This window comes from Tistrella bauzanensis (assembly GCF_014636235.1).
Lineage (GTDB): Bacteria > Pseudomonadota > Alphaproteobacteria > Tistrellales > Tistrellaceae > Tistrella > Tistrella bauzanensis.
In genome coordinates this window covers 1-15,633 of record NZ_BMDZ01000019.1, presented here as the reverse complement: position 1 = coordinate 15,633, position 15,633 = coordinate 1, and the positions used below count along the sequence as shown (strand labels likewise).

Annotated in this window: 16 protein-coding genes and 1 tRNA gene; 6 read left to right on the top strand and 11 right to left on the bottom strand. The window is 64.8% G+C overall.

The window, feature by feature from the left end:
• Positions 1-55: 55 nt before the first annotated feature.
• The 5 genes from IEW15_RS09855 to IEW15_RS09835 are packed head-to-tail and all read right to left on the bottom strand — an operon-like array spanning position 56 to position 5,335.
• Positions 56-1,204 (bottom strand): DNA polymerase III subunit delta', encoded by a 1,149-nt coding sequence (locus tag IEW15_RS09855; protein WP_229707977.1) that lies wholly within the window; start codon positions 1,202-1,204, stop codon positions 56-58.
• Positions 1,204-1,878 carry a dTMP kinase gene (gene tmk / locus IEW15_RS09850; protein ID WP_188577323.1) on the bottom strand — a complete coding sequence of 225 codons (675 nt, stop codon included), beginning with the start codon at positions 1,876-1,878 and terminating at the stop codon, positions 1,204-1,206. The genes IEW15_RS09855 and tmk overlap by 1 nt, the downstream gene beginning before the upstream one ends.
• Positions 1,875-3,134 carry a D-alanyl-D-alanine carboxypeptidase family protein gene (locus tag IEW15_RS09845; RefSeq protein ID WP_188577321.1) on the bottom strand — a complete coding sequence of 420 codons (1,260 nt, stop codon included), beginning with the start codon at positions 3,132-3,134 and terminating at the stop codon, positions 1,875-1,877. Before IEW15_RS09845 ends, tmk begins: the two co-directional genes overlap by 4 nt.
• Positions 3,135-3,170: 36 nt before the next feature.
• Positions 3,171-4,145, bottom strand: coding sequence for a septal ring lytic transglycosylase RlpA family protein (locus IEW15_RS09840; protein ID WP_188577319.1), 975 nt, complete (start codon positions 4,143-4,145; stop codon positions 3,171-3,173).
• A 41-nt stretch (positions 4,146-4,186) separates the two neighbouring features.
• Positions 4,187-5,335, bottom strand: a complete 1,149-nt coding sequence (locus tag IEW15_RS09835; RefSeq protein ID WP_188577316.1) for a lytic murein transglycosylase — start codon at positions 5,333-5,335, stop codon at positions 4,187-4,189.
• An 877-nt stretch (positions 5,336-6,212) separates the two neighbouring features.
• Between IEW15_RS09835 and IEW15_RS09830 the strand changes: the two genes are divergently transcribed.
• A tRNA-Ser gene (locus IEW15_RS09830) sits at positions 6,213-6,302 on the top strand.
• Here IEW15_RS09830 and IEW15_RS09825 read toward each other — a convergent pair.
• The 6 genes from IEW15_RS09825 to traA all read right to left on the bottom strand — a co-directional run bounded on the left by IEW15_RS09825 (position 6,264) and on the right by traA (position 12,184).
• Complete coding sequence (locus IEW15_RS09825; RefSeq protein ID WP_188577314.1) at positions 6,264-7,907, bottom strand: recombinase family protein; 1,644 nt, start codon at positions 7,905-7,907, stop codon at positions 6,264-6,266. The genes IEW15_RS09830 and IEW15_RS09825 overlap by 39 nt on opposite strands.
• On the bottom strand, positions 7,904-8,365 hold the full coding sequence (locus IEW15_RS09820; protein WP_188577312.1) for a type II toxin-antitoxin system VapC family toxin: 462 nt from the start codon (positions 8,363-8,365) through the stop codon (positions 7,904-7,906). Before IEW15_RS09820 ends, IEW15_RS09825 begins: the two co-directional genes overlap by 4 nt.
• Positions 8,362-8,610: a type II toxin-antitoxin system Phd/YefM family antitoxin gene (locus IEW15_RS09815; RefSeq protein WP_188577310.1), complete on the bottom strand. Its 249-nt coding sequence runs from the start codon at positions 8,608-8,610 to the stop codon at positions 8,362-8,364. The genes IEW15_RS09820 and IEW15_RS09815 overlap by 4 nt, the downstream gene beginning before the upstream one ends.
• An 83-nt stretch (positions 8,611-8,693) precedes the next feature.
• Entirely contained in the window at positions 8,694-8,918 is a 225-nt protein-coding gene (locus tag IEW15_RS09810; RefSeq protein ID WP_188577437.1) for a hypothetical protein, read from the bottom strand.
• Positions 8,919-8,928: 10 nt separating this feature from the next.
• Complete coding sequence (locus IEW15_RS09805; RefSeq protein ID WP_188577308.1) at positions 8,929-9,147, bottom strand: helix-turn-helix transcriptional regulator; 219 nt, start codon at positions 9,145-9,147, stop codon at positions 8,929-8,931.
• A gap of 130 nt (positions 9,148-9,277) precedes the next feature.
• Positions 9,278-12,184 (bottom strand): Ti-type conjugative transfer relaxase TraA, encoded by a 2,907-nt coding sequence (traA, locus tag IEW15_RS09800; RefSeq protein ID WP_188577306.1) that lies wholly within the window; start codon positions 12,182-12,184, stop codon positions 9,278-9,280.
• Between the two features lie 159 nt (positions 12,185-12,343).
• Here traA and IEW15_RS09795 point away from each other — a divergent pair, with 159 nt between their 5' ends.
• The 5 genes from IEW15_RS09795 to IEW15_RS09775 all read left to right on the top strand — a co-directional run.
• The gene (locus IEW15_RS09795) at positions 12,344-12,682 is read left to right on the top strand and encodes a conjugal transfer protein TraD (protein ID WP_188577304.1); all 339 of its coding nucleotides are present in this window, start codon (positions 12,344-12,346) and stop codon (positions 12,680-12,682) included.
• Position 12,683: 1 nt separating this feature from the next.
• Entirely contained in the window at positions 12,684-12,950 is a 267-nt protein-coding gene (locus tag IEW15_RS09790; RefSeq protein WP_188577302.1) for a conjugal transfer protein TraD, read from the top strand.
• Between the two features lie 154 nt (positions 12,951-13,104).
• Complete coding sequence (locus IEW15_RS09785; protein WP_188577300.1) at positions 13,105-13,308, top strand: type II toxin-antitoxin system Phd/YefM family antitoxin; 204 nt, start codon at positions 13,105-13,107, stop codon at positions 13,306-13,308.
• A 39-nt stretch (positions 13,309-13,347) separates the two neighbouring features.
• The gene (locus IEW15_RS09780; RefSeq protein ID WP_188577298.1) at positions 13,348-14,004 is read left to right on the top strand and encodes an N-6 DNA methylase; all 657 of its coding nucleotides are present in this window, start codon (positions 13,348-13,350) and stop codon (positions 14,002-14,004) included.
• Positions 14,001-15,633: Eco57I restriction-modification methylase domain-containing protein (locus IEW15_RS09775; RefSeq protein WP_188577296.1), on the top strand; the 1,633-nt coding region annotated here is incomplete at its 3' end. The genes IEW15_RS09780 and IEW15_RS09775, both read left to right, overlap by 4 nt.

Genomic DNA, 15,633 nt, shown 5'->3' with positions numbered 1-15,633 from the left:
ATGCCGGCCGCTCGCGGGACAGCGGGGCCGGGTCAGGTCGTGATACGAGGCGTCGTCAACCGCCCGCCGCCGCGAACTCGGCAACGACGGTGATCAGCACCTGCTTGCGATCGAGATTGGCAGAGAGCGCCTGGCGAAGCCGCGCGCTCAACCTATCCCACAGCTCGATCCATTGTTCAAGGGGACGCGCCGCGGCCAGCCGCGCCGCAAGCCGGGCCTCACCGGTGATGACCTCGGCCGCGATCCGGCCATGACGGGCATGGGCGCGCAGCCAGCGTGCCATCCACCAGCCCCAGGCCTCGACCAGCCCTTCATAGGCCTCCAGCGCGTCGGGCCGGCCGACCAGTTCGCCAAGGGCGATCAGGGCCCGCCAGTCGGGCTCGCGGCGATCGGTGTTCAGGCAGGCGATCAGGGCGGTCAGCAAAGCGGGCCCCTCGCCCTCGGCCAGGGTCAGTGCCCGGCCGGGGGCACCACCGGCCATGGCACGGGCAATCATACGTCTGGCTTCCGGCACATCTGCGGCCCGTGCCGCCAGGAAATGGTCGATGGCGACGTCATCCAGCGGTGTCAGCGCCAGACGCCGGGCGCGCGAGCGGATGGTCGGCAGCAGTCGCCCCGGCGCATGAGCAACCATCAGGATCAGCGCCCGTGACGGCGGTTCCTCCAGCAGTTTCAGCACCGCGTTGGCGGCATTGCGGTTCATCTCGTCGGCGGCATCGATAATTGCGACGCGCCAACCGCCGGCGGCCGATGTCTGGCCCAGAAACGGCCTCAGCGCCCGCGCCTCGCCCACGGTAATCTCGGCCCGCGGCCGGCCGCGATCGTCAAGGCCGCGTTCCAGCACCAGCAGATCGGGATGACTGCCGGCCGCCAGCCGGCGCGCGGCTGGATGCGTGGCCGCGATATCCAGCGTTGCCGCCGGCCCGCCGTCATCGTGGCCGGCAGCACCGAACAGGGCTGGCCCGGCCTCGGCCGCCGCGGCATCACCGCTGACGGCCAGCACGAAGCGGGCGACACGATAGGCGAGTGTCGCCTTGCCCAGGCCCTTGGGGCCGGTGATCATCCAGGCATGGGGCAGGCGGCCGCCGTTCCAGGCATCCAGGAATGCCTGTTCCGCCGCCTGGTGGCCCACCAGCACGGCGGCGGTCCGGGGATGCCCGGCAAGGTCGCCGGCGGCCTGCATGCCACCATCATCGCGCTTCATCAGCCCCGATCCGCCGCCGGCAGAAGCCGCGCGATCACCAGATCTCTGATCCGGGCCTCGACCACATCGGCCGTGTCCCCGGCATCGACCACGGCGCATCGGCCGGGCTCGGCGGCGGCGATGTCGAGAAACGCCGCGCGCAAGCTCTGGTGAAAGGCCAGCCCCATCCGTTCGAACCGGTCCTCGCCCGCCCCCGGCGATGCCGGGGCGGATGTCTCGATCCGCCGCCCGGCCCGATCCAGGCCGATGGCCGGGTCGATATCCAGAATGATGGTCAGATCGGGCATCAGCCCGTCCAGAACCCAGGCCTCCAGCGTCGAGATGATGGCGGTGTCCAGCCCGCGGGCCGCCCCCTGATAGGCGCGGGTGCTGTCGATGAACCGGTCCGACACCACCCACTGGCCCGCATCCAGCGCCGGGCGGATGGTCTCGACCAGATGATTGCGCCGCGCCGCCGCCAGCAGCAGGGTTTCGGACAAGACGTCCCAGCGGGCCGTGTCGCCCTGGGTCAACAGCGGCCGGATCGCCTCGGCTCCCGGTGCGCCGCCGGGCTCGCGGGTCTCGATCACCTCCAGCCCCCGCTCCCGCAGCGACCGGGCCAGGCGGCGCAACTGGGTCGATTTTCCCCCGCCCTCGCCGCCTTCCAGGGTGATGAACCGGCCGCGCTGGGTCACGGCTGTTTCTGCGGCTCGCCGCCCTCGGCCACGCCCGACACGAAATGCGAGATAGCAGCCAGGATGCGGCCGATCGGTCCGGCTTCGGTCACCGTCTGGGCGGCAACCAGCGGTATCGCCAGGGGTTCGATGCCCGGGGCATCGACCACCAGTTTCGCGATTTCCTGGCCTTCGGCGATCGGCGCAGGTACCGGGCCGTCATACACCACCTTGGCGGTCAGGCTGTTGCGGTCGGCAACCGGGATCGTGACCACCAGATCGCGCGCCGGCACCAGCGGCACCGTGCCGGTATCGCCCAGCCAGACCTCGGCGGTCTCGACCACCTCACCGGCTGAAAACAGCTTGCGGTTCTCGAATTCGCGCATGCCCCAGGACAGCAGACGTTCGCTTTCGTTCGAGCGTTCGTTCACGCCGCTGAGCCCGTTGACCACCATGATCAGCCGTCGGTCACCCTGCTTCATCGAGGCGGTCAGGCCATAGCCGCCAGCCTCGGTATGACCGGTCTTCATGCCGTCGACGCCGATATCCTTGTACAGCAGCGGGTTGCGGTTGCCCTGCTTGATGCCGCCATAGGTGTATTCGGTCTGCGAGTAGTACTTATAGAACTCGGGAAACTCGTCGATGATGTGGCGGGCCAGGGTCGCCAGATCGCGCGCGGTCATGTAGTGCTCAGGATCGGGCCAGCCCGAGGCGTTGGTGAAATGGCTGCCGGTCATGCCAAGCTCGCGGGCGGTGTCGTTCATGACCCGTGCGAAGGCGTCCTCGCTGCCGGCCAGCGCCTCGGCGACCACCACGCAGGCATCATTGCCCGACTGCACGATGATGCCCTGGATCAGATCCTCGACCTTCACCCGGCTGTTCAGCTCGACGAACATCTTCGAGCCCCCCATCCGCCAGGCCTTCTCGCTGACCGGGAACTCGTCTGAAATCGATACCCGGCCCGATTTGAGACGATCGAACAGGACATAGGCGGTCATCAGCTTGCTCATCGACGACGGCGCCATGCGTTCGTCGGCATTCTTGGCGTAAAGAACACTCCCCGTCAGGTCATCGACCAGGATCGCCTGCTTACCGGCGCTCTCGAAGGTCGGCGCTGCCGCAAGCGCGGTGCCGGACGCCACGAGCATGGCACCGGGGGCCAGCAGGGCCGCCATCAGGGCGACAGCGACGCCCCGGGGCGCGATGCCGCTTCGGATGTCGCGGCAACGGCCGAAGGCGGCCATGCCACTGCGCAAGCTCTGTGCGATCACCGTCATACTCTTTCGATTGCTCGTCATGTTCACGCGAGGCTGTCAGTCGACCACCAGCGATCCACGACCATACCCGTCGCGGCTGAGTTTCGCGACCACCTGTTCCGCGTCACGCGTGGCGCCGAACGGGCCGATGCGCACGCGATAGAACCGCTGACCATCGACATCGGCCGTGGCGATGACCGTGCGGCCATAGTCCAGCAGGCGGTTTTCCAGCGCCCGCGCGTTCTCGGCTTCGCGGAAAGCACCCACCTGAATATAGGTTCGCGCCGACCCGGGCGTGGTGCGGGTGCCCGAGGGCGGCTCGATCGGCGTGGCATACACCTGGCCTGTGGGCACCGCCTCGACCTGTTCGTCGACGATGCTGGCGGTGGCGACGACCGGGCCGCGTGGCGACGAGGCCGGCGGCTGGGCGGTCGCGGTGGCGCCAAGCGATGCCAGCATCACGCCGTCGGCTTCCGGCAGATAGTCCAGCCCGACCTGATCGGTGACATTCTCGACCCGCACCCGCGCCGTGCCCTTCTGGATCACGCCCAGAAGCTGCGCCGAGCGCTTGGACAGATCCAGAATACGGTCGCCGACGAACGGTCCGCGGTCGTTGACCCGAACCATCAGCACCCGGCCGTTCTCAAGATTGGTCACCCGCAGGATCGATGGCAGCGGCAGCGTCTTGTGGGCGGCCGACAAGGCGTTCTGGTCGTAGACCTCGCCATTGGCGGTGTATTTGCCATGGAAGGTCGGGCCATACCAGGATGTCAGCCCCTCTTCAGTATAGTCCGGGTCGGCGGAGGGATAATACCAGTTGCCCATCACCTGATAGGGCTTGCCGATCTTCTGGTTCGGCAGGCCCGGCGACGATGTCGCCTGGGAGGTGCCGGCCGTCGGTGCCGACGTGACCGGACCGCTCGTCGGGCGCCCGGCACAGGCGCCCAGCATCAGCGTCGCGGCGGCGATGCCGGTCAGCATCAGTCTGCGGCGGTTGGCGCGGATGACGCTGCCGTCGACGGATGGAGCCATGGACGTGTCGTCTCCTTGACGAAATGCAGGCGCTGCGGATGTTACCGGCCGGCAATGCGGTCGGCAAGCGTGCCCACCGCGGTTGCGAAATACTGCGAGCGGTTCCAGCGCAGAATGACCTCGTAATTGTCGGTGGCCAGGAAGGCCGGGCCGTTCTGCTTGCCGGGCAGCACGATGCGCGCGGAAACATTGGCCGGTGCCGGCAGCGGCGTGCCACCCTTGCCGGTCACGCCCGCGGCCGCCCATTGCGCGACCGTGCGGGTCTCGCCTTTCAGGCCGATGCGGCTGCGGTCGAAACCGGCCGGCAGATCGACAGGGCCGCCCCAGCCGAAGCCGCGCTCCCAGCCCCGGCTCGACAGATAATTGGCCGCGGAGGCGAACACGTCCTTGCGGGTGCCCCAGATATCCTTGCGGCCGTCGCCGTCGCCGTCGATGGCATAGGATACGAAGCTCGACGGCATGAACTGGCTCTGGCCCATGGCGCCGGCCCAGGAGCCGCGCATCTGATCGGGTGAGATATGGCCTTCGTCGAGAATCTTCAGCGCGTGCATCAACTCGCCGCGGAAGAACTTGGCGCGGCGCCCTTCATAGGCCAGTGTCGCCAGCGATGCGATCACCGGATAATTGCCGGTCACACGGCCGAAATCGGTCTCGACCCCCCACAGCGCCACCACCACCTCGGCCGGTACCCCGAAGCGCGCCTCGACATCGGCCAGATCCGACTGGAACTCGGCCATCATCCGCCGACCCTGGTCGATGCGCCGCTGCGGCACCACCCGGGTCATGTACTGCTCGAAGGTGATGGTCGATTCCGGCTGCGACCGATCGAGTTCGATCACCCGCGGGATCGGCTTCACGTCGCGGAAGGCTGCATCCAGAATGTCCTGCGAGATGCCTTTGCCGCGGGCTTCGGTCTTCACGCCCTGCACCCAGGCATCGAAGGCGGGATCGTCGGGGCTGACGCTGCGCGCATGGGCCAGTGACACCGGCACCGGTGCGGCGGGCGCCGCCGGCGCCGGCACGGGCGCCACCTGCGGCTGCACCGATGCGACGGCGGTTTCGGCGACCGGCGCGCTGGCGCAGGCGGCAAGCAGGGCGGCCAGGCCGCCGGCTGCCACAAGACGGGCAGCAGCCTGCGGACGACGGGCCTTGCGGGCGCGGGCGGCGGGAAGGCCGATCTGGCGGGTCATGCCGTTCTCCGGAATGTCAGGGGCGATCGGCCGGGTCGGGCCGGTCGGGGTCACGCATCGGGCACCCCATATGGATGCCTGTTGCATCCGGTTGTGCCACAGGCTTCGACGGCCCGGCAAGTCCAGCCACCGTCACATATCGCGGGAACAGGACTATAGACTGCCGGATCAGGGCATATGGCACCGCAAACCCGGCCGCCACTGCAATCGCGGCCGCCCCGGAAGGCTCTCGGCCCTTGAAAAAAATCATCCGCCACCCGCTTGACCCGGATCGGGATCGACGCCAATCCAAATAACAGGACGCATGATGGCGCTCAGGGCCGGGCCGATGACATAGCCCCGCCTGATGCCGAAAGCCATCATGCAACAAGACGCGGGTGCGCGGACAGGCGGCCGGAGTGATCCTCCGCCAGCCTGCCAGAGGGCCACCCGCATGAACGGTCGGAGTTGTCAGCGGCACACGCGCGTGCGGCTGCGGCCCGAACAGCGGCGACGGCGCCCCCCGCCTGAGGGACGCGTCGGCGGTGCGGCCAGGGCGCCCAGCCCGGCCCCACACCCGACGTGCCATGATCCCGACGGGAACGCGACAGCCCGCAATGTCGGCCCGCCCCGCAAGACCCGTCGCCGATGCGATGCGGTCACCTCGATGAGCAGGCGCGCGGCTCGCCCCGTCCGACTGTCGGGCCCGGCGGCGCCGGTGCGGGGGACATTCCCGTCCACCCCGCCCGTCGCTGCCGGCGCCCCCTCCTCCACGCCCGGCCCAACCCGGACGCCTCCCATCGCCCCAGCCTCACACCGCGCCAGATTTCCACGCAAGACCACGCCACCATCTTGCCCGCCCGGGCGCCATCTGCTACCCATGGCCCATTCCTTCCAAGGATGGGTGGCCGAGCGGTTTAAGGCACCGGTCTTGAAAACCGGCGTGGGGTTAAACCCACCGTGGGTTCGAATCCCACCCCATCCGCCACTTCAGTCCCTGAGTGGGCACTGCGTTTACGCCACTTCCCGCCACCAGCGTCTGTAGTAGCCGGGACTTCGATCCCATGATGCGGACCTCGCCCTCGGCAACCTCGACACGCTGGGCAAGCGCGCGTAGGTGGTCGCGACGATAACCGCCACCTTCCAGCCGGATACGGTCGCGGGCAGTTGAGGCAAACGTGCGCAGCATCTGCGTCGTTACCGCCCTCTGGCCTGAGTTTTGAAGCATGGCCTGCGCCCGCTCGGCGTCAGCTTTGGCCTGATCGCGGATGGCCTTGAGTCCGTCGATGCGGTCTTTCAGCGCCGGGTCGTCCAGATCGGCAACACCTGCCTCAATGGCGTCATAGAGCCGCTTGAGCCGCAGTTCCGATTCGGCGGCGCGCTTGTTCAACTCGGCGATATGCTCTTGGCGGCGCTCGGCGTGCTCTTCCCTGCGGTCGAGTGCGGCGGAAAGGACGGTTTCCAGCCGCTCGGGTTGGAGTAGCTGTTTCTCAAGATGATTGACGACCAGATTGTCCAGCTTTTCCATCGGCACGGCCATGCCTTCGCAGGCGGTCGGCCCCTGCCGCGCCTTGATCGAACAGGCATAATAGCGATAGCGCCCGCCCTTGCCGGTGCGGATGGTCATGGCCCCGCCGCACTTGGCGCAATGGATCAGGCCGGTCAGCATGGTCGGGCCGCTGATGACGGCGGAAGGGATGACCTTGGGGCTGCGAGCCTTCAAGAGCGCCTGCACCGTTTCGAACGTCTCCCGGTCGATGATCGGCGGCACCGGAACCGTGACGATCTCGCTGACGGGTTTCAGCTCCTTGGTCTTGCTGCGCTTGTTGAACTCGTGCTCGCCCATATAGGTGCGGCGGGTCAGGATACGGTGAACCTGGCCGATGCCCCAGCGCCCGCCGTCGCGGGTGAAGATGCGGTTACGGTTGAGATAGCTGACGATGTTCTTCACGCCCATCTGTCCCTTCGTGCCGTCACCCTCCAGCGCCAAGCGATAGATCAGCCGCACCGTGTCGGCATGAAGCGGGTCGATCTCCAGCTTCTTCTTGGTCTTCGCGCCGCGCTGCTCGGCCGCGACGACGCGGTAGCCGATGGGCGGCAGTGAGCCGTTCCAGAAGCCTTGCCGGGCATTCTCCTTCAAGGCGCGGATGACGTGCTTGGCGTTTTCCTTCGATTGGTATTCGTCGAACAACGCCATGATCTGCCGCATCATGACGTGCATCGGGTCGTCGCCTATCTCCTGCGTGATGGAGACGAGCTTGACGCCGTTCTTGGCCAACTTCCTGACGTAGAACTCAAGCTCGAAATGGTCGCGGAAAAAGCGCGAGAAGCTGTGGACCACCACAACGTCGAACGGCGCGGGCTTGCTGGTTCCCGCTTCGATCATGCGCTGGAACTCGGGGCGGCGGTCGTTGGTCGCCGATGCGCCAGGCTCCACATAGGTCTCGACAAGCTGATAGCCGCGCGAGGCGCAATAGGCTTCGCCTTGCCGTTTCTGGTCGGGGATCGAGACATCATGCTCAGCCTGCCGCGCCGTCGAGACGCGCAGGTAGAGGGCGGCGCGTAGTGGAATTGCGGAAGAGGAAGCGCTCATGCCCGGTCTCCTTCGGCAGCCGCCTCGTCAGGCGACAACGCGGCGATATCGAACGGCAGAAAATGCTTCGTGTTGCGGGTGACGATGACGAGTTCATGCGCTGCGGCGATACCGGCAATCACGGCATCGGCCATGCCGGGGTCCTGACCGGCTGCAAGCGCCTTCGCTTCCAGTCGCCCGCCGATTGCGGCAGCCTGCGCGTCGACGCCAATGATCTTGTCATCGTATGTGGAGACGAGACCATTGAGCCATGCTTTCAGGCTCGCGGCCTTCGCCGTTGCCCCCTTATGGTCGAGGAGCGCGATCCCCTTCTCGATTTCATGGATGGAGACGACCGACAGGAATAACCGGCCGTCGCTGTCCATGCGGTCCAGCCAGGTGAGGAAGTCGCCGGATGCTTCCGCCTTGGACGGCGCCAACATGGAAATGACGTTGGTGTCAAGAAGAAAGCCGCTCAAAGCTCGACATCTCGCGATGGCTTGCGGTTACGCGGGAACTCTCCGCCTGGGAACGTCCTGAGATAGCTGACAAGACCCGCCCGTTTGCGTTCGAGCGCCTTGCGCGCGATCTCCGCCGCCTCGACCGAGACCAAGGCCGCGACAGGCTTGCCATGACGGGTGATGGTCACGATCTCTCCTTTGATGGCTTCATCAACAAGGCTGGAAAATCCAGCCTTGGCGTCTCTAAGGTTGATGGTCAGCATATCGCCCTCCATTTGTGGCCATATATGACTACATGTAATCTAATGAAGGACGGATTTCAACGCCGATTTCGATGCCAGAGGCATCAACCTTCGGGCTTGAACAGTTCATCGAACAGATCACCGAACCACCGCTCGAAGGCCTCGATCTCGGCCTGCGTAACCGGAACGGGATGGGGCCAGTCGTCGGTGACGGTCCATGTGGACAGGTCGTGCCTGGGCGGTCTGCCGTGAAACGGCCACGGATAGCCCAGCAGTTCCTCAAGCTGCTCCGACGCCGTGGGCGACCTGACGCGCTGGGAGCGGGACAACGCCCCGCGATCAGACGCCATCGAGGCCGCGCCCGCTTCCGGGCCGCCACGCCACGGGATCGGCGACCCAACGGTCGATGTCGGATTCCCGCCATCCCGCGCCGTTGACGCTGATCTTGATCTGGGGCGGGAACGTGCCCTCGGCGATCTTGCGGTAGATGGTGGACCGGGACAGGCCGGTGCGGTCGAGCACGGTGTTCAGGCGGATGATACGGTCTGGCTGGCGCATGGCCGCGATGCCTCCTGCTGGCTGTTTCCGGGAACTGCCAGGACAGGCAAAGACAATGATTTGTTGTTGTGCAATAGATAGTTAGGCGTCGTAGGGCTGTGGCGAAGAGGCGGCGGTAAATAGGATGGTTCTACAGCCCGAGACCCCGGCCCCGGCCGAGCCCAAAGGTGAGGGTGAGGTCTCGGCCGACGCCCATTCCCGAATCGAATGAGATGCCGAGTTCGCGCTTGCGGCCCGCCAGAAGGGACTCCATCTGCGGGTCGCGTCCGAGGCTGTGCGCCATGTTCCCCATCTCCGTCCGCGCGGCCCTGTGACCGGCATAGTCGCCGGCCGCATACCGTTCGTCGCTGGCCCTGTGGAGGCTCTGCCAGCGTTCCACGAAACGGTCGGCGCGCAGGCCGGGATCGGTGCGCAGCTCGGTTTCCAGTTGCAGGGCGCGGATTGCGCGCCGGGCGTCGCCGGACGCCGCCTCAGCCGCAAGCTCCGGGTTTTTCTTGTAGGCCGCTTCGGCGTCGTGCGAGCCGTGGGGGCGCACCTCCTCGAACCGCTGGCGCGCCTCCTGCAATTCCCTGATCTGATCGGGGCTGGCTTTGCCGCCCTGGTCCTGCGCCGCGAAGATCGCATCGACGGCGCGGGCATGACGGACGAGCGCCCGGCCACGAGCGCGGCGCAACGCCGCCTCCGGGTCTTCCTCCTCCTTCCTTTCCGGCCCCTGTCCGCCCTCGGCGGGCAGGCGCAGCCCGTCGAACATGCCGCGCACCTTTTCGGGAACCTGCCTGACGATCTCGACAACCCGTTCCACGCGCTCACGGAAGGTGATGCCGCGCCGTTCGGCGTAGTCGCGGGCGGGTTCGTAGTCGCTCGCCATGTCCTTAGCGCGGTCGCGCGACAGGACACCGACAAGCCGGTCCTGACTGGCGAAGTCGTCGCGGCCATAGTGCAGGTCCATGCCGTCGCGGTGCCGGGACAGGGCGACATAGCTGCCGTGGGTGTCCATGCCCGGCGTCGCCAGAATATGGGTGCGATCCACGGTCATGCCCTGCGCCTTGTGGATCGTGGCGGCATAGCCGTGGTCGATCTTGTTGTAGTCCTTCAGGTCGAACGCGACATCGCGGCCGTCGTCGGTGCGGACGATCATGGACTGCGGACTGACCTGCTCGATGGTCCCAAGCGTGCCGTTCTTCACACCAAGGCCGCGCTCGTTTTGCAAGAACATCACGCGGTCGCCGGGGGCGAAGTTCCGCGCGCCACGATCGGCAGCGACATGCACGTCCGCGCCAAGTTCGCCCGCGGCGCGCATCTTCTGGCGGGCCGCCTCGTTCAATTCCCGCACCTCCGCATTGGTGTGGGTCAAGATGATGCGGGAGGTGTCGGGGCTGGCCTGCCGGTCACGGTCCCAACGGTCGATCAACTCGCCGCGCGCCTGTGCGCGGGTTTCGGCGGAATGCACCATGCCGTTGCGTTCGTAAGCATGGATCGCATCGGCAGTTCTGTCGGTTGCCAGGTCGCGCGTGGTGTCCCGTTGCCAGTCCTCGCGCTGGCGGCGCACCTCGCTGATCTCCGCGCCGCCGTGGCGCTCGTGGATCGAACGGAACGCCGCGCCCGCCTCGATGGATTGCAACTGCTGCGGATCGCCGACCAACACAACCTTCGCGCCAGCGTCGGCGGCATGGGACAGCACGCGCTCCAACTGCCGCGTGCCGACCATGCCCGCCTCGTCGATCACCAGTACGTCGCGGGACGTGAGCATGTCGCGGCCCTGCGCCCAACCATGCTCCATGCTGGCGATGGTGCGGGACGCGATGCCCGATCCGCCTTCCAGATTCTCGGCGGCGATGCCGGACAGGGCCGCGCCGCGCACGGTGTAACCGGCATCCTCCCAGGCTTCGCGCGCCACACCCAGCATCGCGCTCTTTCCCGTCCCGGCATAGCCGACGACAATGCCGAGACCGCGCCCGTCCGTGACATGCGCCAGCGCATCGGCCTGCTCGCCGGACAGGACAAGGCCGCGCTGTTCGGCGCGGGCCAATGCGGCTTCGTGGTCCCTGTCGTTCACCTCATGGCGTTCGCGTTCGGCCATCATCGCGGCGGCGCGGTGCAGGCGCTGTTCGGCCTCGATCATGTCGCGGGTGGTGAAGCGGTCCTGACCGGCATCGTCCTTGCCGAGTTCGACAAGATCGGGCGCGCTGCGCATCGCGCCCATCACCTGGTTGAACTGGTCGATCCCGTCGCTGTGCCGATGCGCGAACATCGCCATGTCGCGCCGGGTGAAGGTCGATTGCTGCTGCGTCATCGCGTCGAGAGCGGTGGAAGGATCGGCGACGATCCGCGCGCCGTTCTCGCGGGCGATGCGCCGGTGATCCTCGGCGCGGTCAGCCTCGATCCCGGCGGCCTCCATGCGCTGCGCGGGCGCGCCGATCTTCGTCTGCGGCTCCAGCGCGACGCCCTGCGCCTCAAGGCTGCGATGGTCGATCCGCGCGTCAATGTCGAGTTCGGCCAGCCGCTCGTTGACATGATCGGCCCACCGTTCGCGCCAACGCTCCACCAACTCCGTCCGGTTCCAGTCCCTCGCCTTCGGACCGAAACCATTCTCGTCCACTGACCGCATGGTGAGCATGACATGGGCGTGAGGCTTGGGCAGCCCGTCCGCGCCGATGTCCCAATGCACATTGAGGTCGGCGATCATGCCCCGATCGACGAACTCGGCCTGCACGAAGTCGCGGGCCAGTTCGATGCCTTGGCGCTCCGTCATCTCGCGCGGAATGGCGAACTCCACCTCGCGGCAAAGCTGCGCGTCCTTCCGCTTCTCGAACGCCTCGACATCGTTCCAAAGCTTTTCGCGGTCGTTCCATTGCTCCGGGGCGTTCTCCGGCAGCATGACCTCGGAATGGACGACATCGCGCTTGGCGGAAAAGTCCTGATCGCGGCCCAGTCGGTCGTCGCGCAACCGCGATGCCGAGCGGTAGGCGGCGGCAGCGACCGCGCTGCGGCCTGCCGCACGTCCGATGACCTGAACGGAGAAATGGTAGATCGCCATGGCGACCGACCAGATACTGCCCTCAAGCGCACGTCGGAACGACGTATAAGCGCGCCCTCAAAATGAATTTCTCGGGATGATCCGCGCCGTTCCAGACCGTCCCGGTAACATAGAAGCATTCCGACCAGTGCGAAACTATCATCGCTCCATCGACAGCTTATGGAGGACATGATGCGCAAGCCACGGGACTACGATGCGGAACTAAAGGCGCTGGAGGAGAAGACGCGAGACCTGAAAAATCGAAAGGCGCAGCAACTCGGCGAGTTGGTCATCTCGACCGGAGCCGACGCCCTCACCGCCGACGAACTGGCGGGCGCGCTGATCGTGCTGGCCGAAACCAAGGATGCCGGAAAGAGAGAGGCGTGGGCGAAGCGCGGGGCCGCGTTCTTTCAAAGCCGGGCGCGGCGATCTGCGCCATCGGCTGGCCGCGACGCTGGCGGCGCTCAACCGCAACCGGACGGCGCGCAACCGGCATCAAGCGGCGCGAGCGCGGCATGACATGCGCACCTGGCAGGTCGAACGTCGCAAGCGGACGCGGCATCTGATCGAACTCGGCGGCCTCGTCGTCAAGGCCGGGATCGTGGACCTGACTGGCGATGATCGCGCCATGATCTACGGCGCGCTGCTCTGGATAGCCGATAAGCTCAAAAGCGATGAACGCGAGAAGGCGGTGACGCTCTGGGCGACGAGGGGGAAGCAGGCGTTCGCGGCTGAGCGCGACGCCTGGAATCTCACCGCCGCGCAGGACCGCCGTGATGGGGCGTGAGCGATGGCGGGCGGCGCGGAGACCCCACATATCGCAGCGCTGCCCGCCATCGCGCGGCTTGCCGCGCAAATACGGATTTTCCCGCGCTAATTACCCTTGGCAAAAAGAGCCATTTCGCCCTAAATGGCGCAAGCGAATGTCACGGGATTCGGCCATGAAAGCCATGTCTGCACGTGAGGCCAAGAACGGTTTTGGCCTGATGATCGATACTGCGCGCGTAGCGCCTGTGCTGATTGAAAAGCATGGGCGCGGCGTCGTGGTCGTTATGTCGGTGGAAGAATACGAGCGGCTGTCCCTTCTGGCGGGTGATCTAACAAGGGGCAAAGGGAAGGTTGGGGAGGTATCCAAACGTGGCTGACCGTCACGCGCTGCTGGCCGAGATGACAGGTCACGATTCATGAATCTGATTAAGTCCAAGAAGCGCGTCGCCGATCACGGAGAGGTATTCACCCCGCCGTGGCTGGTTGAAAAGATGCTCGATCTTGTCAAGGGCGAGACCGAGCGCATTGATTCCCGCTTTCTGGAGCCAGCCTGCGGCAGCGGAAATTTTCTGGTCCCGGTCCTGCAACGCAAGCTGGCCGCCGTCGAGAAAAAATTTGGCAAGTCCGCCTTCGAGAAGCGGCACTACGCGCTGCTTGCGCTGATGTGCTGCTACGGGATCGAATTGCTGCCGGACAATATCGCCGAATGCCGGGCGAACATGCTGGAAGTGTTCGCCGAATATCTCAATCTGGTGGACGATGCGGATGACTTGTATCGCGCGGCGTTCTTCGTGCTGTCGCTCAATGTCGTTCATGGCGATGCCATGACCATGCGCGACATGAACGGCGCGCCGATCAGCATGGTGGAGTGGGGATACCTCGGCAAAGGCAAGTTTCAGCGACGCGATTTCCGGTTGGACGTGCTGACCGGCATGGCGGGCTTCAGCGCCGAAGACTCGTTGTTTTCCCAACTCGGCAGGCACGAGATATTTACGCCCACCAAAGTATATCCGCCGATGACGCCGCGTGATCTGGCTGGATTTGCCAGCGGCGAGACGGGGGAAGCCGTATGAACGAGCAGGTGGGGTTTACGCTGCGGGGGCGCAATCCCGATGTTCTTACCTGCATTGCCAACCTCTCCAACGACGAGGTGTTCACTCCGCCGGAGTTTGCCAACCGTATGCTCGATACACTGGCGGAGGCATGGGCCACCAGTAACGGCGGCGCAAATATCTGGGCGGATAGCACGGTCACGTTCCTTGACCCGTTCACGAAATCCGGCGTGTTCCTGCGGGAGATCACCACGCGGCTGATCACCGGGCTGGCGGCGGAAATCCCCGATCTGCAAACTCGGGTCGATCATATCTTGATGCGGCAAATATTTGGCGTCGGCATCACCAAGCTAACCAGCCTGCTTGCGCGGCGCAGCCTATATTGTTCGAAACACGCCAATGGCGAACATTCAGTGGCGAAGGGGTTTGCCACCGAGAGCGGCAATATTTGGTTCGAGCGCACTGAACACACATGGATGGCCGGGAAGTGCAAATTCTGCGGCGCGAGCAAAGAAACATTAGACCGAGGCGAGGGATTTGAAACCCACGCCTATGCGTTCATCCATACCAACGATATCAAGTCTCGGATCGCCGAGATTTTTGGGGGCGACATGCAATTCGACGTGATCATAGGAAATCCGCCATATCAGTTGGAGACTGATGGACATGGCAAGCAGGCGCGCCCCATTTACCACCAGTTCGTCCAACAAGCCAAAGAACTTGAGCCACGCTATCTCTCGATGATCATTCCTGCGCGATGGTTTGCTGGTGGCATGGGTCTGGATGAATTCAGGGAATCCATGCTTTCTGACGACCGCTTACGTTCGATTGACGACTATCTTAGCGCATCGGATGTGTTTCCGGGTGTAGGCCTGAAAGGTGGGGTTTGCTACTTCCTCTGGAAAAGGGGAAATTCCGGCCAATGCCGCGTCACTACCCATTTCAAAGATTGGCCAGTTTCTACAGCCGAGCGGCCGTTACTTGAAGAAGGGGCCGACATCTTCATTCGCTTCAATGAAGGTTTGTCAATCCTTAAAAAAGTAGTGGCCGTTGAGACTGGACAATCTGTGTCGGTGTCGCTGCCCGCAAGCAAGCGTTTTGACCAACTTGTCAGCTCAATTGGCGCATTCGGTCTAGATAGCACATTTAAGGGAAAACCGAATCAGTCGGGTGATGCTCTCAAGGTTTATAGAAATGGCGGGGTTGGATATATCGCGCGCGCTGAGGTTACGAAGGAGCGCCATTCTTTCGATAAATGGAAAGTATTTATTGGGCGCGCCGCGCCAGGAACAGGAAACCGAGATACTTACCCTCATCGAATCATCAGTACGCCATTTATTGGGGAACCCGGCAGTATCTCATCATGGACATACATGTACATCGGGCCATTTGACGAAAGAAGCGAGGCCGAAAGTGTTCTGAGTTACCTCACGTGCCGGCTAACTCGATTTCTGATTCTGTTACATAAACCCTCACAGGACACCACTCGCAAGGTCTACACCTTTGTTCCTGCGCAGAGTTGGACGCAGCGATGGACAGACGCAGAACTCTACCAAAAATACGGTCTCACTGAGCCTGTTGCAGAATGGGCTCCAACCCTGTCGATGTCCGCTTGCCCCCGCGCTGCGGGGCTGATTCCCTCGGGTGAGG